The following is a 25,337-nucleotide window of genomic DNA, read 5'->3' on the forward strand; positions in this document are numbered from 1 at the left end:
TGAGTGGAGCCCTGCATGGTGACGCTTCGCTGCCGCTTCCGGGCTTGACCACTCACGCGAAGACTCCTTGTTCCATGGCCTTGCGGGTGCTGACCAGGCTGTGCTCGAACGTGGCGAGGCGGCGGCGGCCGTCCATGAAATTGGGGCCCATGACCGCGAGGTCCTCGGCGGTGGCGTCCAGGCGCAGCACCTTGGTGCCACCGGCGCGCAGCAGGGCGATCTCGGCATCGAGCTTCTCGCTCATGCGATTTCGCATCTGGCGTTCCAGGAAATGACCCGCGCTGGTGGCGGGCAGTCGTCCGGTGGAGGCCATGGGCGCGAGCACCACCACCTCGTCGAGCTGGGCCGGCAGGAGCAGGTCCACCGAGGCGGTGGAGGCCGCGCCGCCGTCGATGAATTCGCGGCCGTCGATGGGCACCGCGGGGAACCAGCCGGGCACGCCCCACGAAGCCCGCAGTGCCGCACCGAGACTCGCGTCCGGCGCGGAGGGTGAGCCGAAGGCCACGCGCTCGCCGGTGGCGGCATCCACGGACACCAGCCAGGTGGCGGGATGCGGCACCCAGCGGCGGTCCGGATTGAGCCGGTCCGCGAGGCGCTGCAACCAGGCGGCGTCACCGCTGCCCTGCGGGAGCAGGCCGCTGCCCGCGGTCAGCAGCGCGTGGCCGCTGGGCCGGGCGAGCAGTTCGCGCAACGCGCGGGCGGGCGCACCGAGGCGCGCATGCGGCAGCGGCGGGAATCGCCCGGGCTCGCAGCGCATATGCGCGGTCAGGATCGGGTTGGCAGAGGTGCCGTCCTGCATGGCGACCAGGTCGTCGACGCTGATGCCGCTGCCGAGCATGGTCAGCATTTCGGCGCCAGCGGAGGTGCCGATCATGACGTCGGCGTCGCGCGGATCCCAGTTCAGCACATCGCGGGCGGCGGCCAGCGCCGCCACGATCCACGCCGCCCCCAGGGTGCCGCCGCAACCGATGGCCAGGCCACGTCGATGTGACCCGTTCCTGTTACTCATGGTTTCGAACACTAACAGATTTCAAATACCGGTGGTATCCCGAATCTGCCGGAACATAGAATCACTGCCATGGCACGACTGACCCGGTCCGAAAGCCAGGCCCGCACCCGCACGGACCTGCTGGTGACAGCACGCGATCTGTTCCTCACCGAGGGGTACGCCAAGACCAGCCTGGAACGGGTCGCCGAGGAGGCCGGGTACTCCAAGGGCGCGGTGTACTCGAACTTCAAGACCAAATCGGCGCTGTGCCTGGAAGTACTGGAACTCATCCACGAGACCAAGTTCGGTGAGGTCACCGAACTCATCGAGGGCGAGGACAGCCTCGAAGCGCGGCTGGAACGCTTTCAGGGCTGGGCCGAGCGCACCCTCGGCGATGTCGGGTGGACCATGCTCGAATTCGAATTCGCCATCGTGGCGCGCGATGATCCGGCGCTGCAGGCCGCTCTCGTCTCCAGCCTGGGGTTGGTGCGCGGCACCGTCGCGGCGCAACTGCAGGTGCTGGCGGATTCCACGGGGCTGCCGCTGCCGATGCCCGCCGACGACGCGGCCACCATCGTCCTGAGCCTCGGTCTGGGTCTGGGCATTCAGCGGGCCATCGATCCGACTCTGTCCGCGCGACTGATCACCGATGCGGTGCGGGCCATGGTGCGCAGCTCGCTCACCGCCTGATCACGGCCGGAAGTGCAGGGTCCATTCGCCGCGATAGTGCAGCCGGGTCACGCTGACCGGGGGAACGTCTATGCGCCAGAACGATTTCGCGGGCGCGTCGAGGGTGACCAGCAGGGCGGCGCGAATGATCGCGGGGTGGGTGATGGCAATGGTGGGCTCACCCTCGACGGCGATATCGGCCATCCACTCACCGGTCCGCTCGACCACATCCGCCACCGATTCGCCGCCGTGGCCGCGATAGCCCGGATCGGTGAGCCAGAGGTAGAGGTCCTCCTTGGGGACCGACATGAGTTCGCCGCCGCGCCAGGCGCCGGCATCCAGATCGCGTAGTCGCGAATCTTCGTCGCCCGTCAGACCCATGACGGTGGCCGTCTCGATGGCCCGGCGCTCGGGGGCGGTGAGCACCCGCGCGGCTTGCATGCGGCCACAGGCGGCGACCGCGCGGCGACCGGCTTCGGTGAGCGGTTCGTCGACCGGAAATCGTGCTTTGCGCATCGCCTCGGTCATCCCGTGACTGACCAGATCGAGTCGGAGCACCTTCTGCACCGTTCGAACCTTACGCGCGGCGAAAGCACCCGTACTGTGTTTAATTTGCCTCCGCTTCGCTACGGCTGTTCGCGGCCCCGGATATCTCGTTCTTCCCTCCTCCGCTCCTCCGCTTCGCTCCTCCGCTCCGTCAGTCCAGAACGAGACGGGCCGCGAACCTGGGGTGGATACAGACCGAGCCCTTCGATCTCTGAAGGTGCCACTCAGACTGTCGGTGGGCGGGTGCAGACTGGGGCGATGGATCGGTTCTCTCCCGCCACCCGGCAGTGGTTCGACGGCGCCTTCCCGGCGCCGACGGCCGCCCAGCTGGGGGCCTGGCAGGCCATTGCGGCGGGCGAGCACACCCTGGTCGTCGCGCCCACCGGGTCCGGCAAGACGCTGTCGGCATTCCTGTGGGCCATCGACCGGCTGGCCACCCGCGAGCCCGCGCCGGCGAAGGCGAAGGGCGAGAAGCGCAAGACCTCGGTGCTGTACATCTCGCCGCTGAAGGCGCTGGCCGTGGATGTGGAGCGGAATCTGCGGGCGCCGCTGGTGGGGATCACGCAGACGGCCAAGCGGCTGGGATTGCCGGCGCCGGAGATCAGTGTGGGGGTGCGGTCCGGTGATACCAGTCCGGCCGCTCGGCGCGGGTTGCTGCGCACGCCGCCGGACATTCTGATCACCACGCCGGAATCGCTGTTCCTCATGCTCACCTCGGCGGCGCGGGAGACGCTGAGCGAGGTGCACACCGTGATCGTGGACGAGGTGCACGCCATTGCCGGGTCCAAACGCGGTGCGCACCTGGCGCTTTCGCTGGCCCGGCTGGACGCGCTGCGCTCCGCCTCGCCTGGTTTCGAACGTCCCGCGCAGCGGATCGGGCTGTCGGCGACGGTGCGGCCGCCGGCGGAGGTGGGGCGGTTCCTGGTCGGTAGCGCACCCATCACCATCGTGAATCCGCCCGCGCCCAAGACCTTCGATCTGTCGGTGCGGGTGCCGGTCGCGGATATGACCGAACCCGATGCGGGCGGTGCGGATTCGGATCAGCCGGGGTCCATCTGGCCGCATGTGGACGAGGCCATCGTCGATCTGGTGCTCGAGTATCGGTCCTCCATCGTCTTCGCGAATTCGCGACGGCTGGCGGAGCGGCTGACCGCGCGCTTGAACGAGGAGTACGCGGGACGCATCGGCGCGGACGTGGACACCGAGCACGCGCCGCCCGCGCAATTGGGTGCGTCCACCGAGGTGATTCACGGCGCGGCGCCGCTGCTGGCGCGCGCGCATCACGGTTCGGTGAGCAAGGAGCAGCGGGCGCTCATCGAGGATGATCTCAAGAGCGGGCGGCTGCGCTGTGTGGTCGCGACCAGCAGCCTGGAGCTCGGAATCGATATGGGCGCGGTCGAATTGGTGGTCCAGGTGGAGGCGCCGCCCTCGGTTGCCAGCGGCCTGCAGCGGGTGGGCCGAGCCGGGCATCAGGTCGGTGAGATCTCGCGCGGGGTGATCTTCCCGAAGCATCGCACCGATGTCATCCACTGCGCGGTGGCTTCACAGCGGATGACCGCCGGGCAGATCGAGGAATTGCAGATTCCGCTGCATCCGCTCGATATCCTCGCCCAGCAAACTGTCGCGGCGTGCGCGCTGGAGGCCATCGACGCCGAGATCTGGTTCGACACCGTGCGCAGCACGGGAAGCTATGGCGCGCTCCCCCGTTCGGCCTACGACTCCGTGCTGGATCTACTGTCCGGCCGCTACCCCTCCGACGAATTCGCGGAACTGCGCCCCCGCATCGTCTGGGACCGCGACGCGGGCACGCTCACCGGCCGCCCCGGCGCCCAGCGCCTGGCCGTGACCTCCGGCGGCGCCATCCCCGACCGCGGCCTCTTCCCCGTCTTCATGGTCGGCGAAAAAGCCTCCCGGGTAGGCGAACTCGACGAGGAGATGGTCTACGAATCCCGCGTCGGCGACGTCTTCGCCCTCGGCGCCACCAGCTGGCGCATAGAGGAGATCACCTTCGACCGAGTCCTGGTCACCCCCGCCTTCGGCCTCCCCGGCCGTCTCCCCTTCTGGCACGGCGACTCCCTCGGCCGCCCCGCCGAATTGGGCGCGGCCCTGGGCGAATTCGTCCGCACGGCGGGTAAGGCGGTGGAGCAGCACGGCACGGAAGCAGTGCGCTCGACCACCGGGCCGGTCGGTACCGCCGATCCTGTTCAATTCGGCACGGCACTGCGGGAACTCTCGCGCGACGCTGAAACCAAGGGCTCCCGAAGCAAGCGAAATGGGCAGGGCAGCAGCAAGTCCGCAGGTCGCGCGAAGGAGGCTCGGCCGGAGACCGAGTTGAAGCGGGTCACTGCCGCGGCGGGGCTGGATTCCAATGCGACGGCGAATCTGGTTGCGCTGCTGCAGGAGCAGCGGGCGGCCACGGGGCAATTGCCTACGGATCGGACGCTGCTGGTGGAGCGGTTTCGGGATGAGCTCGGGGATTGGCGGGTGGTGTTGCATTCGCCGTACGGGTTGCCGGTGCATGCGCCGTGGGCGCTGGCGGTGGGGGCGCGGCTGCGGGAGCGGTTCGGGGTGGATGCGGCGCCTACGGCTTCGGATGACGGGATTGTGGTGCGATTGCCGGACACCACGGACGATCCGCCGGGGGCGGAGTTGTTCGTATTCGAGCCGGATGAGATCGATGATGTGGTGACCGAGCAGGTGGGTGGGTCGGCGCTGTTCGCCTCGCGGTTCCGGGAGTGTGCGGCGCGGGCGCTGCTGCTGCCGCGCCGCGATCCGGGCAAGCGCGCGCCGCTGTGGCAGCAGCGGCAGCGGGCCGCGCAATTGCTGGATGTGGCAAGGAAATTCCCGGAGTTCCCGATCCTGCTGGAGACGGTGCGGGAGTGCCTGCAGGATGTGTACGACCTGCCCTCGCTGCGCGATCTGCTGAGCCGGGTGGCACGGCGGCAGGTGCGACTGGTGGAGGTCGAGACGGCCACGCCGTCGCCGTTCGCGAATTCGCTGCTGTTCGATTACATCGGGCAGTTCATGTACGAGGGCGACAGTCCGCTCGCGGAGCGGCGGGCGGCGGCGCTGTCGCTGGACTCCAGTCTGCTGGCGGAGCTGCTCGGGCGCGTCGAGCTGCGCGAACTGCTGGACGGCGCGGTCCTGGAGCAGACCGAGCGGGAATTGCAGCGGCTGACACCGGAGCGGCATGCGCGGGATATGGAGGGGCTGGCCGATCTGTTGCGGCTGTTGGGGCCGCTCACTGCCGAGGAGGCCACCGAGCGTTGCACCGATGATCCGCGACCGTGGTTCGCGGAACTGGTGAAAGCCCATCGGGCCCTGGAGGTTTCCTTCGCCGGGTCGCGATGGTGGGTGGCGGTCGAGGATGCGGCCCGGCTGCGGGATGCGCTGGGTGTACCTCTCCCCATCGGTGTTCCGGCCGCCTTCATCGAGCCGGTCGCCGATCCGCTCGGCGATCTGATCGGCCGGTTTGCCCGTACGCACGGACCGTTCACGCTGACAGCGGCCGCGCACCGGTTCGGACTGGGCACGGCGGTGGTCGCCACCGGTCTGCATCGATTGGCCCTCGAAAAACGTGTGGTGGAAGGCGAATTCACACCCGGTTCCGCGGGCGCCGAATGGTGCGACAGCGAAGTGCTGCGCCGCCTGCGCCGCCGTTCCCTGGCCGCGGCCCGCAAAGAGGTGGAACCGGTCGCCACCGCCGCCCTGGCCCGTTTCCTCCCGGCCTGGCAGCACATCGGCACCGGCGAACTGCGCGGGGTGGACGGCGTCGCCGCCGTGGTGGAACAGCTTGCGGGCGTGCCGATCCCGGCCTCCGCCTGGGAATCGCTCATCCTCCCCGCCCGCGTGCACGACTACTCCCCCGCCATGCTCGACGAACTCATGGCCACCGGCGAGGTGCTCTGGTCCGGCCACGGCTCCATCACCGCCAAAGACGGCTGGATCGCCTTGCACCCCGCCGACCAGGCCGCCGTCACCCTCACCCCGCCCGACGACCTCGACCTCACCGAAACCCATATCAGCCTCCTGATGGCCCTGGGCTCCACTGTGACCACCGAGGGTCAGGTGATTCCGAGTTCCGGCGGAGCGTATTTCTTCCGGCAGCTGGTTGATGCCAGTGGGGTGGAGGACGAGGGGGCGGTGGTCACCGCGCTGTGGGAGTTGGCGTGGGCGGGGTATGTCGGCGGGGACACGTTCGCGCCGGTGCGGGCGCTTTTGGCGGGGACGGCGCGGACTACGACGGCTCATCGGACGCCCAGGCGGTCGCCGCGGGGGCGGATGTACTTGCCGCGCACGGGGATTCCGGTGCGGACGAGTCCGCCCAGTGTGGCGGGGCGGTGGGCGCTGCTGCCGGAGCGGGTGGCCGACAATACGGTGCGGGCGCATGCCACGGCGGATGTGCTGCTGGAGCGGTACGGGGTGCTGACCAAGGGGTCGGTGCAGAGTGAGGGGGTGCGGGGCGGGTTCGCGCTGATGTATCGGGTGCTCACCGAGTTCGAGGACCGGGGGCGGTGCCGGCGCGGGTATTTCGTGGATTCGCTGGGTGGGGCACAGTTTTCGACTACCGATGTGGTGGATCGGCTGCGGTCCTTCGAGAACGATCGGCCGCGCGGCGCCGATGCGGGCGGGGGCTACTCGGGCCGGAGCGGGAGCTACTCCGCCGACAGCGCCGGAAAGTCACTGGTGCTGGCGGCCTGCGATCCGGCGAATTCGTATGGGGCGGCGCTACCTTGGCCGAAGTCGGCCGTCGAGGGTGCGGGGCATCGACCGGGGCGCAAGGCGGGGGCGCTGGTGGTGCTGGTGGACGGTGAGCTCGCGCTGTACCTGGAGCGCGGCGGCAAAACGCTGCTCACCTTCACCGAGGATCCGGCGGCCCGGACGGCAGCGGCCACGGCTCTGGCCGGGCTCGTGCACGATCGGCGCGTCGATTCGCTGGTCATCGACCGGGTGAACGGCGAGTCCGTGCACGGCAATACCTTCGCCGGCTTCCTCACTCAGGCCGGTTTCGCCGCCACCCCCAAGGGTTTCCGGCTACGGAGCCGCCCGTGAACCGGCGGCTCCGCCATGCCTGAGGGCGACACCGTCTTCCTGGCGGCAGCGCGGCTACGACGTGCCCTGGAGGGAAAGACACTGACCCACAGCGACTTCCGTGTGCCGAAGTACGCCACCCTCGACCTGCGCGGCGAGCAGGTGGAGAGTGTGGGTACCTACGGCAAGCACCTGTTCGTGCGCACTCCCGACCTGAGCATTCACACCCATCTGAAGATGGAGGGCGTATGGCGGGTCTACACAGCCGGACAGCGCTGGACCAAACCGGGTTTCACCGCCCGCCTGATCCTCGCTACCGCGGACTCGGAGGCCGTGGGTTTCGCACTCGGCCTGGTGGAGGTGCTGCGCCGCGCCGACGAACACACCGCCGTCGACCATCTCGGCCCGGACCTGCTGGGCCCGAACTGGGATGCGGCCGAAGCGGCGCGCCGACTGTCCGGGAAACCGGAGCAGCCCATCGGCCTGGCCCTGCTGGATCAGCGAAATCTCGCGGGGATCGGCAATATCTACCGCAGCGAAATCTGCTTCCTGCGCCGCATCCACCCGGCGACACCGGTCGGCGATATCGCGGACCTTCCCGGTCTGATCGACGAAGCGCATCGAGTCCTCACCCAGGCCGCACACCAACCACCGTGGCGCGCACTCGCTTACGGCCGGCAGCGCCGCCCGTGCCGCCGCTGCGGCACGAATATGGTCGTCCACCTGCTGGCCGACGACCCCGCCCTGCCCCGTGCCGACCGCGGCATCTACTTCTGCCCGCGCTGCCAGCCCGCACCGAGCGGCGCCTAGACCACGATCGCGGCCCTGTCCCCTTGGCGCGCCCGGGATTTCATGACTTCAGGCGTTACGAAGGGGTTGAACTCAATTTCGGTTACCGACCGGTGAGGCCGGTGATTGACACCGCGTCCGAACGTGTTGACAGGGACGCGTATTGCGTACGTATGTGCTCGTGGACCACCTCCCGGTTCGCAGATTGCGCACCCCCGCGCCCAAATATCCGGCACGGTCCCGCTTCGAAAGTCCACACGGGACTCCCGGCGCTCTTCGCGGCGTTCTTCGTCCCCTCCTGCGGCCCATCCAAGATCGAATACTTCACCCACCGGCAGGGGACGGCACAAACCAACTTCTCCGGGCGATTCATCTTTCCCGGGCCCTTGACTTGCTGTTTGTCGAACAAGAGAGACTGTATAACAGCTCGTGCCGGTTGTCTACACCCATGAGTGCAGATTTTTTGCCACCCGGAACAGTTTTTTCGCTGACCGGCTTCGGTCAGCGGCCATGCGCAGGTCGGCCGACACCGACAACCACAGGACTGAGCCGTTTTGTCAGCAGAAAAAAACTATCGTGGTGGATGTAGACATACCCCCGGGAATGGCATAGATTCACTGTCGTTGAAAGTGAGAGATAGTGGCTGGGCAGGGGAACTGCCTGGAACATGAGGTTCGACCGTCCCCTCCGGCGCAGACGAGAATCCGGCACTCCCCCCGGGCCGGACCGCCGCCGGAGGGGGCGAAGAAGCAAGGTGAGAACCCACAGGCCCCGGCGCGACAGAGCGCCGGGGCCTGTCCGCGCGGCAACCGTCACCAACCGCCCGAGTTCAGGTGCCGTTCGGCCGATCCGCCAGGGCGACGGTCCATTTCTCCTCGATGCGGCCGAAACGCCAGATGAGCAGTGCGGCAATCCAGGTGAGCACGAACAGGCCGACTATGACGAAGCCGAGGATATTGAGGTTCAGGCCGCCGATCCAGTCCCAGATGCCGCCGGTCCAGCCGAGTTGGCCGGCGAGGAGGCCGAGTAGTTCGACGGTGCCGATGATGAGGGCCACGGCGACGGACAGACCGGTGATGGTGATGTTGTAGTAGACCTTGCGGACCGGTTTGGAGAAGGCCCAGCCGTAGGCGAAGTTCATGAAGGACCCGTCGATGGTGTCGAGCAGGCTCATGCCGGCGGCGAAAAGGACCGGCAGACAGAGGATCGCGTACCAGGGCAGTCCGGCGGCGGCGCTGGTGCCGGCCAGGACGAGCAGGGCCACCTCGGTGGCGGTGTCGAAGCCGAGGCCGAGGCCGAAAGGATGCCGACGGGGTACATGAGTTTGCGGGTGGTGTTGTCGATCGCGGAGATGTGATCGGCGTCGAAGGCATGCCGAGGGTGTACGCGGTCAGCCCGACACCGATGCCGAGGGTTTTGTCGCCGAGGCGGAAATGCTGCGGCGCGACAATGGCCACCGGGGTGACCCAGCCGATCACATGCAGCGCGACGACCACCCCGACCATTGCGGCGACCCATCACCCCGGTATTCCACCGTTCGTCGGTAGCGGAACCGGTTACTGGGCGGCGGAATTCGGCCCTATCCTGTCCGCATGAAAATCGGAATCGTCGGCACTGGATCGGTGGGACGCACCCTCGCGGCGCGGCTGGTGGAGTTGGGACACGATGTGGTCATCGGCACCCGCGATGTGGCCGCCACCGAGGCGAAGGCGGAGGAGCCGTTCCCCGCGCCGCTGCGCACCTCGGCCGAAGCCGCCGCGCATGCGGAGCTGGTCATCAATGCGACCGGCGGTCAGGTCAGCGTGAGTGCGCTGCAGGGGGCGGGCGCGGAGAATCTGGCGGGCAAGGTGCTCATCGATATCGCCAATCCTCTCGACTTCTCCAACGGCTTTCCGCCCACCCTGGCGGTCTGCAATACCGATTCGCTCGGTGAGCAGATCCAGCGCGCCTTCCCGGACACCCACGTGGTGAAGACCCTCAATACCGTCAATGCCGACGTCATGGCCTATCCGGGCAAGCTGGCGGACGGCGAGCACACCATGTTCGTCTCCGGGAATAGCGATGAGGCCAAATCCGCTGTCCTGCAACTACTCCGCGAATTCGGCTGGCGGGACATCATCGACCTCGGCGATATCACCAACGCCCGCGCCACGGAAATGCTGCTCCCCCTGTGGGTTCGCCTGATGGCCCCGCTCGGCACCATGGCCTACAACTACAGGGTGGTCCGCTAGCGGAACCGCAGCCAGCGCCGCTGCGTGCGGTAGGACTCGGCTTGAATACAACTGCGCGCCCGGCGAGTTCATCGCAGGGCGCGCAGTTGTATTGGTGAGCGCTAGTTTTCGACCGGGACCGGCTCCAGGATCTGGGGGCGCGGTTCGGGGGCGGCGATGCGGAGGGCGTCGGCCGAGGCGTCGTCGGGCTGGGTCTGGGATTCGATTTCGGCGGTGACGCGGGCCACGTACGTGGCTATCTCGCGGGCGGTTTCGGCCTCGTCCCAGCCGAGGACCGGGGCCACCAGGCGGGCTACCTGGTCGGCGCAGTCGACGCCGCGGTGCGCGTATTCGATGGAGATGCGGGTGCGGCGGGCGAGGATGTCCTCCAGGTGCAGTGCGGCTTCCGCGGCGGCCGCGTAGACCACCTCGACCTGCAGGTAGCCGGGGGACGCTTCGATCGGTTGCAGCAGATCGGGTTTGCCGTCGGCGAGGCCGAGCACCTCGTCGATGAGCGAGCCGTACCTATTGAGCAGGTGCTGGATTCGGTACGGGTGGACGCCGTACTTCTCGGCCAGGTGCGGGGTCTGATTCAGCAGTGCGTGATAGCCGTCCGCGCCCAGCAGCGGCACCTTGTCGGTGATGGTGGGCGGCACCTGGCGCGGAATGTCCTGTGCCGCTTCATCAACGGCGTCGTAGGCCATGACGCGGTAGGTGGTGTACTTACCGCCCGCGATGGCGACCAGGCCCGGTGCGATACGGGCGACGGCATGCTCACGCGAGAGCTTGGAGGTCTGATCGCTCTCCCCCGCCAGCAGCGGCCGCAGGCCCGCGTAGACGCCGGTGATATCGGCGTGCGTCAGCGGCGTGACCAGTACCGAATTGACGTGTTCGAGCAGGTAGTCGATGTCGTTCTTGGTGGCGGCCGGATGCGCGAGATCCAGATTCCAGTCGGTGTCGGTGGTGCCGATCAGCCAGTGATCGGTGCCCCACATAATGACGAACAGCACCGAGGTCGGGGTGCGCAGAATGATCGAGGTGTCGCTGGCGATGCGGTCACGCGGGACCACAATGTGCACGCCCTTGGACGCACGCACATGGAATCGACCGCGCTGATGTGCCAGCGACTGGAGTTCATCGGTCCACACACCGGTCGCATTGATGACAACGCTGGCGCGGACCTCGGTGCGGCGGCCGTCCTCACTGTCGTGCACCTTCACACCCACCACCCGATCCGCCTCCCGCAGGAAGCCGACCACCTGCGTGGACGTGCGAATGACCGCACCGTAGTGGGCGGCGGTGCGGGCCAGCGTCATGGTGTGCCGGGCATCGTCGACCACCGTGTCGTAGTAGGTGAGTCCGCCGGTCAGCGCCGTGCCCTTGAGTCCGGGAGCCAGGCGCAGCGCTCCGGCCTTGGTCAGATGATGCTGTCCCGGAACGGATTTCGAGCCGCCCATGGTGTCGTACAGGGTCAGGCCGGCGGCCACGTACGGCCGCTCCCAGCCGTAATGGGTGAGCGGGTACAGGAACTTGAGCGGCTTCACCAGGTGCGGCGCCAGCTTGGACAGCGACAGTTCGCGCTCGTGCAGCGCCTCGCGCACCAGCCCGAACTCCATCATCTCCAAATAGCGCAGGCCGCCGTGGAACATCTTCGACGAGCGGCTGGAAGTGCCGGCGGCCAGATCGCGGGCCTCGACCAGCGCGACCTCCAGGCCGCGGGTGGCGGCATCGAGCGCAATGCCGGCGCCGACCACACCACCGCCGATCACCACCACGTCGAAGGTGTCCTTGCCCAGCCGGGCCCAGGCCTCCTCGCGCTGCTCGGGGCCCAGAAACTGCGATCGCGGGTTCTTCGTCATGCTCGACTCCTCCGGCCCGCCGCGGTATCGACGATGCGGCGCTCGTATCGATGACGCTCTGGTCGAAGCTCAGCTACTCGGGAGCAACCGTAGTCCACACTAATGGCTCACCGTGCGACCCCGTCCGTGGCAGCGCGCGTCATGGCGGCATGGGCGCATTCGCGGCGAGTAGCCTGCTCGAATGCGTCGATATGTGGCTGCCATCGATTCCGGTACGACCTCCAGCCGGTGCATCGTCTTCGATCACCACGGCCTCATCGCCGGGGTCGCGCAACGTGAGCACGAGCAGATCTTCCCGCAGCCGGGGTGGGTCGAGCACGATGCCGAAACCATCTGGCGCAATACCGAACTCGTGATCGCCGAGGTGCTGGACAAGCTCGGCATCGGGGCGGGCGATATCGCCGCGGTCGGCGTCACCAACCAGCGCGAGACCACCGTGGTGTGGGAACGCGCCAGCGGCAAGCCGATTCACCATGCCATCGTCTGGCAGGACACCCGCACCGCCGATCTCACCGTCGAGCTGGCCGGATCCGACGGCCCGAACCGCTACGCCGACCGCACCGGGCTGCCGCTGTCCACCTATTTCGCCGGGCCCAAACTGCGCTGGATCCTCGATCGCGTACCGGGGGCACGGCAGCGCGCCGAGGACGGGGAGCTGTGCTTCGGCACCATCGACAGCTGGGTGCTGTGGAATCTCACCGGTCAGCACCTCACCGATGTCACCAATGCCTCGCGCACCATGCTGATGGATCTGCGCTCACTGCAATGGGATCCGCAGATCTGCGCCGATTTCGGCGTGCCCGTGGCCATGCTGCCGACGATCCGCAGCTCGTCCGAGGTGTACGGCGATATCACCACCACCGCACTGGCGGGCGTGCCGATCGCGGGCATTCTCGGCGATCAGCAGGCGGCCACCTTCGGGCAGGCCTGCCTGTCCCCCGGTGATACCAAAAACACCTACGGCACCGGCAATTTCATGCTCATGAACACCGGCACCACACCGGTATTCAGCGAGCACGGGCTGCTGACCACCGTGTGTTATCGCCTCGGCGAGCAACCGGCCGTGTACGCGCTCGAAGGGTCCATCGCGGTCACCGGATCACTGGTGCAGTGGCTGCGCGACAACCTGGGAATGATCGGCTCCGCCGAGGAGATCGAGCCGCTCGCCCGCACCGTCGAGGACAATGGCGGCTGCTACATCGTCCCGGCCTTCTCGGGCCTGTTCGCCCCGCGCTGGCGGCCCGACGCCCGCGGCGTATTCGCGGGCCTGACCCGCTTCGTGAATCGCGGGCATATCGCGCGAGCGGTGTTGGAGGCCACCGCATTCCAGACCCGCGAGGTCATCGACGCGATGCGCGCGGATGCGGCCGCACAGCACCTCGACGTCGAAAAGGTGACGCTCAAGGTCGACGGCGGCATGGTGATCAACGAACTGCTCATGCAGTTCCAGTCCGACATTCTCGATGCCCCCGTGGTGCGCCCGGTCGTCACCGAAACCACCGCCCTCGGCGCGGCCTACGCGGCCGGCCTGGCCGTCGGCTACTGGGCCTCCCCCGACGATATCCGCGACAACTGGGCCGAGGACAAGCGCTGGAACTCGACGATGTCCGGCGAAGACCGCGACCACCTGCTCCACGAGTGGAACAAAGCCGTCGAGCGCACCTACAACTGGGCCTGAGCCACCGACCAGGAACTGAGGGCGGCGGCCACTCGCACAATGCCGCCACCAGTTCCTGATGATCTTGATGCCCGGGACAGGACCCGGGTGATGCCCAGAACGGATGCCCAGCGGAACGGATCCCTCCCTCGTCATCCCGGCGCGTTTTTGGCCGGGATCCACCGCGACTGCCACACCATTGCGAGTGTGGATCCCGGCCAAAAGCATGCCGGGATGACGGGGTGGGCGGGATGCCGGCGATCACGCTCGGCCACATGCGCGAACCAGGATTGACCACATGACGGTGCCGATGCGGCCTGGCAGCAGCGGCAGATGAGCGACTAGACCCGGGCTGGGGCGGCTGCGTGGGCCTTGGCCAGGCGGGATACGGCTTCCTCCAGAACGGTGGTGTCCGAGGTGGTGAAGCACAGGCGCATGGAGTGGGCGTAGTCGGTGGTGACGGCGAAGGCGGAGCCGGGGACGTAGGCGACGCCGGCTTCCAGGGCGTGCGGGAGCAGGGCTTGGGTGTCGGTGCCGTCGGTGAAGTCGGCCCAGACGAACATGCCGCCGGTGGCGTCGGTGGTGGCGATGCGGTCGCCGAAGCGGGTGCGGACGGCGCCGACCAGGGCGCGGGCGCGTTCGCCGTAGGTCGTGCGGACCGAATCGACGTGGGCGGCAAGCCAATCGGTGTCCGACAGCAGGTCGGCGGCGATCTGCTGGGTGAGGGCGGAGCCGCAGAGGTCGGCGCCCTGCTTGAGCAATTCCACCGCGCGGCACACCTGGGTCGAGGCGACCATCCAGCCCACCCGCAGGCTGGGGGCGAGGATCTTGGAGGCGCTGGACAGGCGAATCACATTGGGCGAGTAGGTCGCCACCGGCGCGGGCGCGGGTTTGTCGAACCAGAGTTCGCCGTACGGATCGTCCTCGATGACCCAGAAGCCCTGTGCCGTAGCGAGTTCCGCCAGTTCCATGCGGCGCTGCGCACTCATGGTGACGCCGCCCGGATTGTGGAAATTGCTGACGGTGTGCACGAAGGCCGGGCGCTCCCCCGCGGCCAGCAGCTCCCGCAGCACATCCACGCGCATGCCCTCGCCGTCCAGCGGAACCGCGACGATACGGGCTCCGGCGGCCCGGAACACCTGCAGCGCACCGACATACGCCGGATCCTCCACCACGACCAGCGCGCCCGGATCGAGCAGCACCTCGGCCAGCAGCGACAGCGCCTGCTGCGAGCCGTGCGTGACGAAGACCTCCTCCACCGGCACCGGGCGGCCCAGCCGCGCCGACTCCCGCGCGGCGAGCACCTCGCGCAGCGGTCCCCAGCCCGGCGATTCGGTGTACTGCAGCACCGGCCGATCGGCCAGCGCCGCCTCTGCCGCCGCGGCAATGCGATCCCGTGGCATGAGCTCGGCGTCCGGCAGACCACCGGCCAGGCTGATGATGTCGGCGCGCGCGGTGAGTTTGAGCAGGTCGCGAATCGCCGAACTCTGCAGGCTGTCGAGCCGGCGAGACAGCGGTGGAGTTATCGCGGACATGGGAAACCTCCGAGGGAACGCCGGGGTATGCGAAATTCCACTGTGTCACAGCCAAACCACGAGGTGAAACCGGGTCTCAGATCATGGGACGAATTCGCCCCAATGAGACCGACAACACCGTCCGGGGCGGTTGTCAGCGCTCGTCGATGGCGAAGATCAGGTGTTTGCCGTCCTTGTTCACGGTGAGGATGTGCTGGCGGTAGACGGTGGTGGTGCCGTCGGGGCGGTGTTCGGTGAGGTCGGCGTCGTAGGCGTCGGGGCCCGCGTCGGTGATGCGCAGGCAGTAGCTGGTGCCGATCGGGATCACATCGTTGATCGCCTGCTGGATGGTGTCGGCCTGGGACACATTCGCCGCATCGGGGGCGACGAAGGAGCGGGCCTTCACGCCATTGCGGTCGGCGTAGAAGGCGTGCTGGAACCCGAGGATGGCATCCGCGCCGGTCTCGGTGCCGCCCGCGCCATTGCCGATGGTCAGCGGTCCGTCCCGCTTGGTCGGGCAGCTCAGCGCGGCCACCGTGGTGGGAGCGGCGGTCGTCACCAGGCCGTCGGAGCTGGAGGCGGCGGACGCCGAATCGGATTTGTCACTGCCGCCGGTGAGCGCGACCACCACCCCGGCGACCGCGGCCAGTACCACCACGACACCCGCGCCGATCAGGATCGGCTTCCGTGAGGCCTTCGGCTTATCCTGCGGTGCAGCGGATTTCGGAGCCAACCGCCGCGCGATCTCATCGTCGGACCAGGACAGCGACTCCGATTTCGGCTCGGTCTTCTTGGGCATCAGCATCCGGCCGATGGGATCGTCCGCCCACGACAGCGATTCCTGCTGCGGCGCAGCCGATTCCGGTTCCGCCGCCGGCATGCCGGCGTCGGCCGAACGCAGCCACGCCGATTCCCGCCCGGCGAATGCGGCGGTGCTGATGCCGCCGCCCCGCGCCCAGCCCGCCGACGGTTTCTTGGCGGGCGGGGCCGGTTCGACACTGTGACGGACGGTCTCCTCGACATCGCCCTGATCACCGAATCCATTGTCGTACAACGCATCATCGCCGGTCGCGTACTGCGACCGCGGCACCGAGGAATCCGGCGCCGGATACTCGCCGTCGACCGGCCGCCACGCCAACTCGGGGCTGGGCGGCACCACCGGCGGCGCCCAGCCGGTCGCACCGGCATCCGCGGCGGGACCGAACTCGCCCGGCGCCGGACCGAAACCCGGTGCGGCCGCCCCGAAATCATTGAGCGGCGAACCGAAGTCGTTGCCCAGCACCCCGTAGGTATCGGTCGTCGGGCCGAATACCGAGACCGGCGGGCCGAAATCATTGAGCGACGGACCGAATTCCGAGAGCGGCGGCCCGAAGTCGGACCCGATACTCCCGGGTCCCGGCCCGAACGGCGATTCCGCCGCGTCCGGCTGACCCGAGAACCCCTCCTGCGGCGCGGTATTCGATCCCGCGGCATCGACGTGCGGATCGCTCGCGCCCGGCGACTGCGGAGCACCGCCGTGCTGCTCGTGCGCTCCCGCGTGCTGCTCGTGCGCTCCCGGTTGCGCCGGTTCCGCGCCGGGAGTGGCCTCCGGGCGGTCCGCCGACTCGTCCTTGCCGGAATCCATCACCCGTCCTTTCGCCACACACGCGTGGGGCGGTCGTTTACGACCGCCCCACGCGACGACTCAACTCCTGCCGGCACCGAATTTCAACTCTTCGCCGGCAATAAATTCGGCCGGTATTTCTCAGTACTGGACCGAACCGCCCAACTGCGTGGTCACACCGCCGACGTCGGTGGTCTGGCCGGGGATATCACCCTCCGGGAGCTTACCAATCTGGCCGAGCGCGTCCAGGATGGTGCCGCCGCCGGGGAGCAGGCGCACGAAGTTCTCGGCGTCCGCCTTGGCGGCATTGGCGCCGGTGCTGTCGAGCACGAATTCGAGCTTGCGGTCATCACCGGCGCCCGCGCTGGCGAAGGCCGTCACCTTGATCTGGTTGACCGTGGTGTAGTCCATCGACACACCGGCCTCACCGGTACCGCCCGGCGTGGTGTAGCCGATGGTGCCGACGTAACCGTCCAGATTGCTGAAGTGGTGGGTATTGGCGGCCCAGCCGGGCAGCGCGACGCCACCGTCGACATTGGCGCCGATCTCGGTGTGCGGTCCGGTCATCGCGACCACAGGCGCGGCCGGTGCGGTGTCGACGGCCGGGGACTGCCACTGCGGCTTCTGCACGGTCGGCTGACCGGTCAGCGTGTCCACCGAGGTGGTGTCCGACTGATCCGGGGCGACGGTATCCGGCTGGGTGTTACCCGGCTTGGCAGGCTGGTTCGGGTTCACCTGCGCCGGAATCGTCTGCTGGTTCGGCTTATCCGGCACCTGCACCGGAATGGCGGGCACCGTCTGGCCCGGCACCGGCAGCGGAGCGACGCGCGGCACGGTCACACCCGGCTGCGTCACCTTCGGCCCCTGCTGCGGCGCGACACCGGCCGGCTGGGTATCGGGCCTGGGGGCGTTGCCGTCCGAGGGGGCATTGCCCGCGGGCGCGGTGGTGTCCGGCTTGGGCGAACCGGGGGTGGTGACACCCGGCTGGCTCTGCTGCGGCTGGGTGACATCCGGTTTTGTGGTATCCGGCTTGGGCGCCGGCACCGAACCGATCTTGGGGTCGGGCGGGATCGGCGCGTCGGTCGTCGGCGACTGACCACCATCGGTGGCGCCCGGCTGACCGTCCGTGCCGCCCGGCTGCTGTCCGGGGGCCGCCGGGACCGCGCCCGGGTCCGCGGGGGCCGCATTCGCGGGAGTACCCAGCAGACTGACCACGGCGGCCGCGCCGACCAGTGACAGGGAGGTGCTGGCCTTGATCCGATTCGGCTTGCGGTGCTTCAATTTTCGCCCTATTCCTTCGTCCCTCATCACCACGAACGGACGTGCGGGCGAGTACGAGCTGTACACCGGCTGACCCGGAAAGGGTTGACCCACCGACATTCTCGCGATCGCCCTGCCGATCGCTTCCCGTCGCGAAGTGAATCACACCGGCGTAAGCGGGGCAAGACGAAGCCCTCCCAGCACCGGAAGTTCATCCGTCAGTCGAGATCGTCGTGCCGCATGAGCTGACGCGCGGCCTCGGTGACGGAACCGGTCAGCGAAGGATAGACCGAGAAGGTCTGCGCGAGATCGTTGACGGTCAGATTGTTCTGCACCGCAAGGGCGATTGGCAGGATGAGCTCGGAAGCGATGGGCGCCACCACGACTCCGCCGATCACCACACCGGTGGCGGGACGGCAGAAGATCTTCACGAAACCGCGGCGCAGCCCCGACATCTTGGCGCGCGGATTGGTGTTGAGCGGCAACATGACCGTGCGCGCCGGGACCTCGCCATTGTCGATGGCGGTCTGGCTCACACCGACCGTGGCGATCTCCGGACGCGTGAACACCGCGGAGGCAACGGTTTTCAGGCGAATCGGCTGCACACCCTCACCGAGTGCGTGGTACATGGCGATTCGGCCCTGCATGGCGGCCACAGAGGCCAGCGGCAGCAGTCCGGTGCAGTCGCCGGCGGCATACACACCGGTGGCGGTGGTGCGCGAAACCCGGTCCACGCGCAGGTATCCGCCCTTGTCCAGTTCGATGCCCAGGCGAGCCAGGCCGAGATTCTGGGTATTGGGCACCGAGCCGACCGTCATGAGCGCATGCGAGCCGGTCACCGTGCGGCCGTCGGACAGTTTCACCACAATGCCGTCGGCGGTGCGCTCGACCGCATCGGCGCGCGCGTGCTTGACCAGTTCCACACCGCGTTCGGCGAGCGCGTCCTCCAGCACCAGCGCGGCATCGGCGTCCTCACCGGGCAGCACGCGGTCGCGGCTGGAGACCAGCTTCACCTTCACGCCCATTTCGGTATAGGCGGACACGAATTCGGCGCCGGTGACACCGGAACCGACCACCACGAGCGTTTCGGGCAGTTCCTTGAGGTCGTAGAGCTGGCGCCAGTTCAGGATGCGCTCGCCGTCCGGCTCAGCGCCCGCCAGGACGCGCGGACTGGCGCCGGTGGCAATCAGCACCACCTCGGCCTCGAGCAGGTGCTGGCGGCCATCGTCGAGGGTCGCCTTCACCAGGTGGGTCGCCAGCCCGGGCGCCTGGTCCATGAGCTCGCCGTGCCCGGCCAGCACGGTCACGCCGGCGGTCTGCAGCTTCACCTTGATATCGGAGGACTGCGCCTGCGCGAGTGCCTTCACCCGCGAATTCACCTCTGCCAGACGCACCTGCGCCTGCGAGGGATGCACGGTGATGCCGAGGTCGCGGGCGCGGCGCAGATCGGTGCGCACGCCGGTGGAGGCGATGAAGGTCTTCGAAGGCACACAGTCCCAGAGCACACAGGCTCCGCCGATGCCGTCACTGTCGATCAGCGTGACCGGCGCCCCGTGCTGCGCGGCGACCAATGCCGCTTCGTAACCGGCGGGGCCGCCGCCGATGATCGCAATGCGGGTCATTGTTCCCTCGCTTCTGGCTGGGCAATCGGGATCTCCGATGCCGCACCACAACGTTATCGGCTCAGGTCCGTGCAGCTGGAACCGCATCTGGAGACAGTTTCGTCACACTTGGCGACCGTCCGGAATGTGGTCGGAGCTGGTCCGGAGCGACCGGCCGGGCCACTCGCGAACCGCTGAGGATCGGGATCGGGGGAGGTAGCCGGGGATTGTTCGATACGCTCTCACAGTGCCGATTTACGCCGCCTACGGGTCCAACATGGATCCCGAGCAGATGCTCAAGCGCTGTCCGCACTCCCCTGTGTCCGGAACCGGCTGGCTGGAGGGTTGGCGCCTGACCTTCGCCGGGGACGACATCGGCTGGGAGGGACCGCTCGCGACCGTGGTCGAGGAGCCCGGATCACGGGTTTTCGTCGTCCTGTACGACGTCCCGGGTGAGGACGAGGCGAGCCTGGACCGCTGGGAGGGCTCGGACTTCGGCATCCACAAGAAGATCCGGCTCCGCGTCACGCCCAGTCAGGGCAACGCCACGCAGCCGGTGCTCGCCTGGTTGTACGTCCTGGACGCCTACGAGGGCGGCCTACCCTCGGCCCGCTATCTGGGAGTGATCGCCGAAGGCGCCGAAAAAGCCGGTGCCCCCGGCGAATACGTGCACGCCCTGCGCACCCGTAACAGCAAGAACGTCGGCCCGGGCACCTTCGGGCCCTAATTCCTCTTTCTCCTCTTCGAACTACTTCGGGCCGCACCTGACAGGTGCGGCCCGAAGTTTTTTCGCCTCTTCGCTTTGCGCGAACTCAGTACCCGTTCAGCACGATATTCGTCATGACGCGGACGCCCACGGCGAGCGCGCGCTCATCGATATCGAAGGTGGGCTGGTGCAGGTCGAGCTGCTCGCCCTGACCGGACCACACACCCAGGCGGGCCATGGCCCCCGGCACCTCCTCCAGGTACCAGGAGAAGTCCTCGCCGCCGCCGGACTGCTGGGTATCGGCGAGGGCATCGGGGCCGACCTCGCGGATGGCCGCCTCGAACATGCGCACGGCCAGTTCGTCGTTCACGACCGGTGGCACGCCGCGCTTGTAGTTGAGCTGCCAGCGCACGCCGGTGGGGGAAAGCAGGCCCTCGACGATCTCGCGCACCATGGGCTCGAGCAACGACCAGGTGGCGTGATCGCCGGTGCGGACGGTGCCGGTGAGCATGCCGGTCTGTGGAATCGCGTTGGGCGCCTTGCCCGCCGACACCGCACCCCACACCATGACGGTGCTGGTGCGCGGATCGATGCGACGGCTCAGCAGACCCGGCAGACCGGTGATGACGGTGCCGATGGCGTAGACCAGATCACTGGTGAGATGCGGGCGCGAGGTGTGGCCGCCCGGCGAATCCAGCACAAGTTCGATGGTGTCCGCGGCCGAGGTGATGGCCCCGACCCGGATACCGACCCGGCCGACCTCGAGCCGCGGGTCGCAGTGCACCGCGAACATGCGCGAGACGTCTTCCATGGCGCCCGCGGCGACCATATCGATCGCGCCGCCGGGCATGACCTCCTCGGCGGGCTGGAACACCAGCCGCACACCGACCGGAAGGTTCGGAACCTCGGCCAGCGCCAAGGCGGTACCCAGCAGGATCGTGGTGTGCGCATCGTGCCCGCAGGCATGCGAGACGCCCGGCACATTCGAGGCGAACGGCAGACCGGTGTACTCCTGCAGCGGCAGCGCGTCCATATCGGCGCGCAGGCCGATCCGTGGGGTGTCCGGGCCGATATCGCAGATCAGGCCGGTGCCGTTGGGTAGCTTGCGCGGCTCCAGACCGGCCTTGACCAGCCAGGACTCAATGAATTCGGTGGTCCCGTACTCGGCGCGCGACAGCTCCGGATTGGCGTGGATGTGCCGCCGCCAGGAAATCAGGTCGTCCGCGTGCTCGGCGAGCCACGCGTCCACGACATCTCGGCCACTGACCGCACTATCAGGAATTCCAGCCATATCAACACTCACCGTGCCCATTTCAAAGCCCATATCGACCCCCACCGCGCTGCCCGTCACGACGCTCGCAACCCCTTGCGGCTTACAGGCCGCTAACGGTCCCGTAGCCCTGGCGGTGTCCAGCGTGGCTCGCGCCGAATCCACCACGGTACTCGCGTGGACCTGCGTGGTTACGCAAGCTGCCGCCTCGGGGCCCGATGCTCGCACCGTGGACCGGCCGGTTGTGCTCACCGAATGTCCTCCTGTCGAAGAAACTGCCGTTGCATGACTCGTTCCGACAACCTGTCCCTATGAAATTCGTCCCCTGCGATCTGTATCGCGGTGCGGGCCAGAGCCGTTGCCCCGTCGATGACAGCTCGATCAGCGGAGGCGTTCACCGCGGCTGCCGCGAACGCCGGCTGGTGGGTGACCGCTCCCCCGGCGTCGATGCCGATGACCGGGTGAATGCCGGGAATCACATTGGTGACATTGCCCATATCCGTACTACCAAGCGGCCGCGCGGCCTCGAGTTCCGGGGCAATGGGCTCGCGTCCGAGATCGCGGATCTGCTCGCGATAGGCACACAGTAGTGCGCTGTCGGGCGTGAGCTCGGTATATGTCGGCGCGAGCTTGCGGATGTCATGGGTACATCCGGTCGCGAGGGCGCCTGCCTCGAAACAGGCCGATGCGCGTTGCATCAGATCATCGAGGCTCGCGGAGTCGACTGCCCGTAGGTAATACAGCAGTTCCGCATGGCCGGGCACGATATTGGGGGCTACGCCACCGGAGGCGACTATACCGTGCAGCTGCTGTCCGGGGTTGAGATGTTGACGGAGCAAACCGAGGGCAACCTGCGCGATAGTGACCGCGTCCCCGGCATTTCGGCCGTGCTGCGGTGCGGCGCTGGCATGCGATTCGCGGCCGCGATAGGTCACCGACAGATCGGCCAGCGCGAGCGAATGCGCACCGGCGATATCCTCCGGACCCGGATGCACCATGAGCGCCATGGCCACATCGTCGAAAACGCCGCGCTCGAGCATGAGCACCTTGCCGCCGCCGCTCTCCTCGGCGGGCGTGCCGAGCAGCTTCACGGTGATACCGCAGGCATCGGCGACCGCGGCCAGGCCGAGCGCCGCGCCGACCGCGGAGGCGGCAATGATGTTGTGCCCGCAGGCATGTCCGATTTCTGGCAGTGCGTCGTATTCGGCGCAGATCGCGACCACCAGGTCGCCGGTGCCGAATTCGGCGGAGAAGGCGGTCTTCAGATCGGCCACGCCGGTTTCGATGCGGAAACCGCGTTCGCGCAGGGGCTCGATGGTCTTGGCTACGCTGCGGAATTCCTCGAAGGCGAGTTCCGGCTCGGCATGGATCGAGTGCGAGAGTGCGATCAACTGCTCGCGGGCGTCAGCGACAGCAGCATCGGAGGCGCTGGCCGCAGCCGTATTCACAGGCGCGACAGCAAGATTGGACGAGGCGGCATTCAGCGACGACACAGACGCTGAGTGCCGTTCACTGGGTGTGCAAGATTTCCGGTCATCGCCGCTGCGCGATGGTGGCATAAGGCACAGTCTTACACTGTCCCGCCTCCCGGTAACTTTGACGCACTGTTCCGCCTCCCCGAAACTGTCCCGCCTCCCCGAAACTGTCCCGCCTCCCCGAAACTGTCCCGCCTCCCCGAAACTTCAGCGCACGGCTTGGGAGCCGTTCACCGTTGGGCACGCGCGCCGGCGGTCAGGGGCGACACCGATTTTGGACGTACCCGACGAGTTACCCCGACCGAACGAGATCAGTTGTCACGTTCGAGGACAACCCGCCGGCTTCGTTTGCCGGTTCTCAGGCCGCCGGCTTCGTTTGCCGGTTCTCAGGCCCCAGGCTTTGTTGGCCAGTTCTCAGGCTGGGTTGAAAGCCAGGTTCTCCGGGGTGGTCTCGACCGCGAGGCCCGCCAGGATGTGCTGGTGCAGGGCGCGCTTGATGACCGGGAGGTTCGGCTTGCGGTTGCCCTTGAGCGCGTCGGCCTGCGCGACCGCGGTGGCGAGTAGCGACTCCGCGTCGGCCTTACCGTCCACGATGCGGGCGGCGAGGGCGTCGTCGGCGCCGTAGCGGCGACCGGTGGTCATGGCCTCGACCGCCACCTGATTGGTGAGGCGACCGGTGACCAGCGCATTCATGGCGACCGTGAACGGCATGCCCAGGTGCACCTCGGGCAGGCACCAGTAGCCGCGGTCGGCGCGCATGATGCGGAAATCGCAGGAGGTGGCCAGCATGGCGCCCGCACCGAAGGCGTGCCCGTTCACCGCGGCGACCGTCGGCAGCGGGAAGCCGAGCAGGCGGGTGTACAGCGAGTGCACGCGGTCGAGGTACCAGCAGTTCTTGTCGAAATTGCCGAACAGCCAATCGGTGTCGAGACCGTTGCTGAAGAACTTGCCGTTGGCCGTGACGACCAGCGCGGCCGGGCCCTCGGAGGCCTCGACCTCGTCGAGCAGCGCGTGGAGCTCGGTGATCAGATCGGGATGGAAGCGGTTCTCGCTGTCGATGTTCTGGCCCTCGGCACCGAGGTACAGGACGAACACATCCCCATCACGCTTCAAATACGGCATGAGTGCAGATTAGCGGGGGCGCGAACGCACACCTACTCGCGGGTAGCCATTGTTTCGCGAGTTTTGCGAAAGCTGGAAAAGGTGCGAAACCGGCAGGTCCAGGCTGTGCCATCGCACCGATGATCGCCTGCGACTAGGGTGGGCGACATGCTAGCCGAACAGGCCGCCGCGGAGGCGATAGCCGAACGTACGGGAGTGCAGAGTCACCGGGTCGCGGTGGTGCTCGGATCCGGATGGCAGGAAGCCGCCGCCGAAATCGGTGAGCCCGCCACCTCCGTCCCCATGGGCGAGGTGCCGGGCTTCGGATCGCCCACCGCCCAGGGACATCAGGGCACCATCCACTCCGTGCTCGTCAATGACGCGCCGGTGCTGCTGCTCATGGGACGCCAGCACCTGTACGAGGGTTACGCGCCCTCGCAGGTTGTGCACAATGTGCGCACCGCGATTGCCGCGGGCGCGCAGACCGTGCTGCTCACCAATGCCGCGGGCGGGATTCGGGACGGGCTCTCCGTCGGCGAGCCCGTGCTGATCAGCGATCACCTCAATCTCACCGGGCAGACGCCCATCACGGGCGCCGACTTCGTCGATCTGGTCGACGCCTGGGATCCCGAATTGCGGGCGCTGGCACGCGATATCGACCCCAGCCTGACCGAGGGCGTGTACGCGGGCCTGACCGGACCGCAGTACGAGACACCCGCCGAGATCCGCATGCTGCGCACCATCGGCGCGGATCTGGTGGGCATGTCCACGGTGCTGGAGGCCATTGCCTGCCGCGCCGCCGGAGCGCGGGTGCTGGGCATCTCGCTGGTCACCAACCTGGCCGCCGGCGTCACCGGCGCACACCTCTCGCACGCCGAGGTGCTGGCCGAAGGGCACGCCGCCGCACCGCGATTGGGCAAACTCCTGCGCGGAGTTCTCGAACGCCTCTGAACGGAGTTCCCCGAACGCTTCTGAACGGAGTTCTCGAACGCTTCTGCACGGAGTTCTCGAACGCCTCTGCACGATCCGCCGCACGGCCTACGCTGCGGTGACGACGA

At 67.9% G+C, this 25,337-nt stretch carries 17 protein-coding genes and 1 pseudogene; 7 read left to right on the plus strand and 11 right to left on the minus strand.

Annotated features, from left to right (window positions below):
* Positions 1-52 precede the first annotated feature (52 nt).
* Entirely contained in the window at positions 53-1,009 is a 957-nt protein-coding gene (locus tag OG716_RS26155; protein WP_405133350.1) for a patatin-like phospholipase family protein, read from the minus strand.
* 69 nt (positions 1,010-1,078) lie between these two features.
* Here OG716_RS26155 and OG716_RS26160 point away from each other — a divergent pair, with 69 nt between their 5' ends.
* On the plus strand, positions 1,079-1,678 hold the full coding sequence (locus OG716_RS26160; protein WP_405133351.1) for a TetR/AcrR family transcriptional regulator: 600 nt from the start codon (positions 1,079-1,081) through the stop codon (positions 1,676-1,678).
* Here the strand turns inward: OG716_RS26160 and OG716_RS26165 are convergent, their stop codons facing one another.
* Entirely contained in the window at positions 1,679-2,224 is a 546-nt protein-coding gene (locus tag OG716_RS26165; RefSeq protein ID WP_355124783.1) for a histidine phosphatase family protein, read from the minus strand. It lies immediately after the preceding gene.
* 237 nt (positions 2,225-2,461) lie between these two features.
* On the opposite strand from OG716_RS26165, the gene OG716_RS26170 reads away from it, so the two are divergent.
* Together OG716_RS26170 and OG716_RS26175 are read left to right on the plus strand one after the other, a co-directional pair.
* Positions 2,462-7,255 carry an ATP-dependent helicase gene (locus OG716_RS26170; RefSeq protein ID WP_405133352.1) on the plus strand — a complete coding sequence of 1,598 codons (4,794 nt, stop codon included), beginning with the start codon at positions 2,462-2,464 and terminating at the stop codon, positions 7,253-7,255.
* A gap of 15 nt (positions 7,256-7,270) precedes the next feature.
* On the plus strand, positions 7,271-8,044 hold the full coding sequence (locus tag OG716_RS26175; RefSeq protein ID WP_405133353.1) for a DNA-formamidopyrimidine glycosylase family protein: 774 nt from the start codon (positions 7,271-7,273) through the stop codon (positions 8,042-8,044).
* Between the two features lie 808 nt (positions 8,045-8,852).
* Here OG716_RS26175 and OG716_RS26180 read toward each other — a convergent pair.
* Positions 8,853-9,528: pseudogene (locus OG716_RS26180) on the minus strand (HoxN/HupN/NixA family nickel/cobalt transporter).
* Between the two features lie 87 nt (positions 9,529-9,615).
* On the opposite strand from OG716_RS26180, the gene OG716_RS26185 reads away from it, so the two are divergent.
* The gene (locus OG716_RS26185; protein ID WP_405133354.1) at positions 9,616-10,254 is read left to right on the plus strand and encodes an NADPH-dependent F420 reductase; all 639 of its coding nucleotides are present in this window, start codon (positions 9,616-9,618) and stop codon (positions 10,252-10,254) included.
* Positions 10,255-10,355: 101 nt separating this feature from the next.
* On the opposite strand, the gene glpD is transcribed toward OG716_RS26185, so the two are convergent.
* The gene (glpD, locus tag OG716_RS26190; protein ID WP_405133355.1) at positions 10,356-12,092 is read right to left on the minus strand and encodes a glycerol-3-phosphate dehydrogenase; all 1,737 of its coding nucleotides are present in this window, start codon (positions 12,090-12,092) and stop codon (positions 10,356-10,358) included.
* A gap of 181 nt (positions 12,093-12,273) precedes the next feature.
* Here glpD and glpK point away from each other — a divergent pair, with 181 nt between their 5' ends.
* Complete coding sequence (gene glpK, locus OG716_RS26195) at positions 12,274-13,770, plus strand: glycerol kinase GlpK (protein ID WP_405133356.1); 1,497 nt, start codon at positions 12,274-12,276, stop codon at positions 13,768-13,770.
* 320 nt (positions 13,771-14,090) lie between these two features.
* Here glpK and OG716_RS26200 read toward each other — a convergent pair whose 3' ends face one another.
* The 4 genes from OG716_RS26200 to OG716_RS26215 form a co-directional block, all read right to left on the minus strand.
* Entirely contained in the window at positions 14,091-15,284 is a 1,194-nt protein-coding gene (locus OG716_RS26200) for a PLP-dependent aminotransferase family protein (RefSeq protein ID WP_405133357.1), read from the minus strand.
* A gap of 133 nt (positions 15,285-15,417) precedes the next feature.
* The gene (locus tag OG716_RS26205; protein WP_405133358.1) at positions 15,418-16,887 is read right to left on the minus strand and encodes a hypothetical protein; all 1,470 of its coding nucleotides are present in this window, start codon (positions 16,885-16,887) and stop codon (positions 15,418-15,420) included.
* A 120-nt stretch (positions 16,888-17,007) separates the two neighbouring features.
* Positions 17,008-18,147, minus strand: a complete 1,140-nt coding sequence (locus OG716_RS26210; RefSeq protein ID WP_405133359.1) for a hypothetical protein — start codon at positions 18,145-18,147, stop codon at positions 17,008-17,010.
* Positions 18,148-18,344: 197 nt separating this feature from the next.
* Complete coding sequence (locus tag OG716_RS26215) at positions 18,345-19,748, minus strand: NAD(P)H-quinone dehydrogenase (RefSeq protein WP_327143903.1); 1,404 nt, start codon at positions 19,746-19,748, stop codon at positions 18,345-18,347.
* Positions 19,749-19,974: 226 nt separating this feature from the next.
* Between OG716_RS26215 and OG716_RS26220 the strand changes: the two genes are divergently transcribed.
* Entirely contained in the window at positions 19,975-20,454 is a 480-nt protein-coding gene (locus OG716_RS26220) for a gamma-glutamylcyclotransferase (RefSeq protein ID WP_297614602.1), read from the plus strand.
* A gap of 85 nt (positions 20,455-20,539) precedes the next feature.
* Here OG716_RS26220 and OG716_RS26225 read toward each other — a convergent pair whose 3' ends face one another.
* The 3 genes from OG716_RS26225 to OG716_RS26235 all read right to left on the minus strand — a co-directional run bounded on the left by OG716_RS26225 (position 20,540) and on the right by OG716_RS26235 (position 24,300).
* Entirely contained in the window at positions 20,540-21,724 is a 1,185-nt protein-coding gene (locus OG716_RS26225) for a M20 family metallopeptidase (protein WP_405133360.1), read from the minus strand.
* Between the two features lie 227 nt (positions 21,725-21,951).
* The gene (locus OG716_RS26230; RefSeq protein WP_405133361.1) at positions 21,952-23,262 is read right to left on the minus strand and encodes a M20 family metallopeptidase; all 1,311 of its coding nucleotides are present in this window, start codon (positions 23,260-23,262) and stop codon (positions 21,952-21,954) included.
* 330 nt (positions 23,263-23,592) lie between these two features.
* On the minus strand, positions 23,593-24,300 hold the full coding sequence (locus OG716_RS26235; RefSeq protein ID WP_405133362.1) for an enoyl-CoA hydratase/isomerase family protein: 708 nt from the start codon (positions 24,298-24,300) through the stop codon (positions 23,593-23,595).
* 147 nt (positions 24,301-24,447) lie between these two features.
* Here OG716_RS26235 and OG716_RS26240 point away from each other — a divergent pair, with 147 nt between their 5' ends.
* Positions 24,448-25,230 (plus strand): purine-nucleoside phosphorylase, encoded by a 783-nt coding sequence (locus tag OG716_RS26240; protein WP_405133363.1) that lies wholly within the window; start codon positions 24,448-24,450, stop codon positions 25,228-25,230.
* Positions 25,231-25,337 lie beyond the last annotated feature (107 nt).

The sequence above is a fragment of the Nocardia sp. NBC_01388 genome, from assembly GCF_045040085.1.
Lineage (GTDB): Bacteria > Actinomycetota > Actinomycetes > Mycobacteriales > Mycobacteriaceae > Nocardia.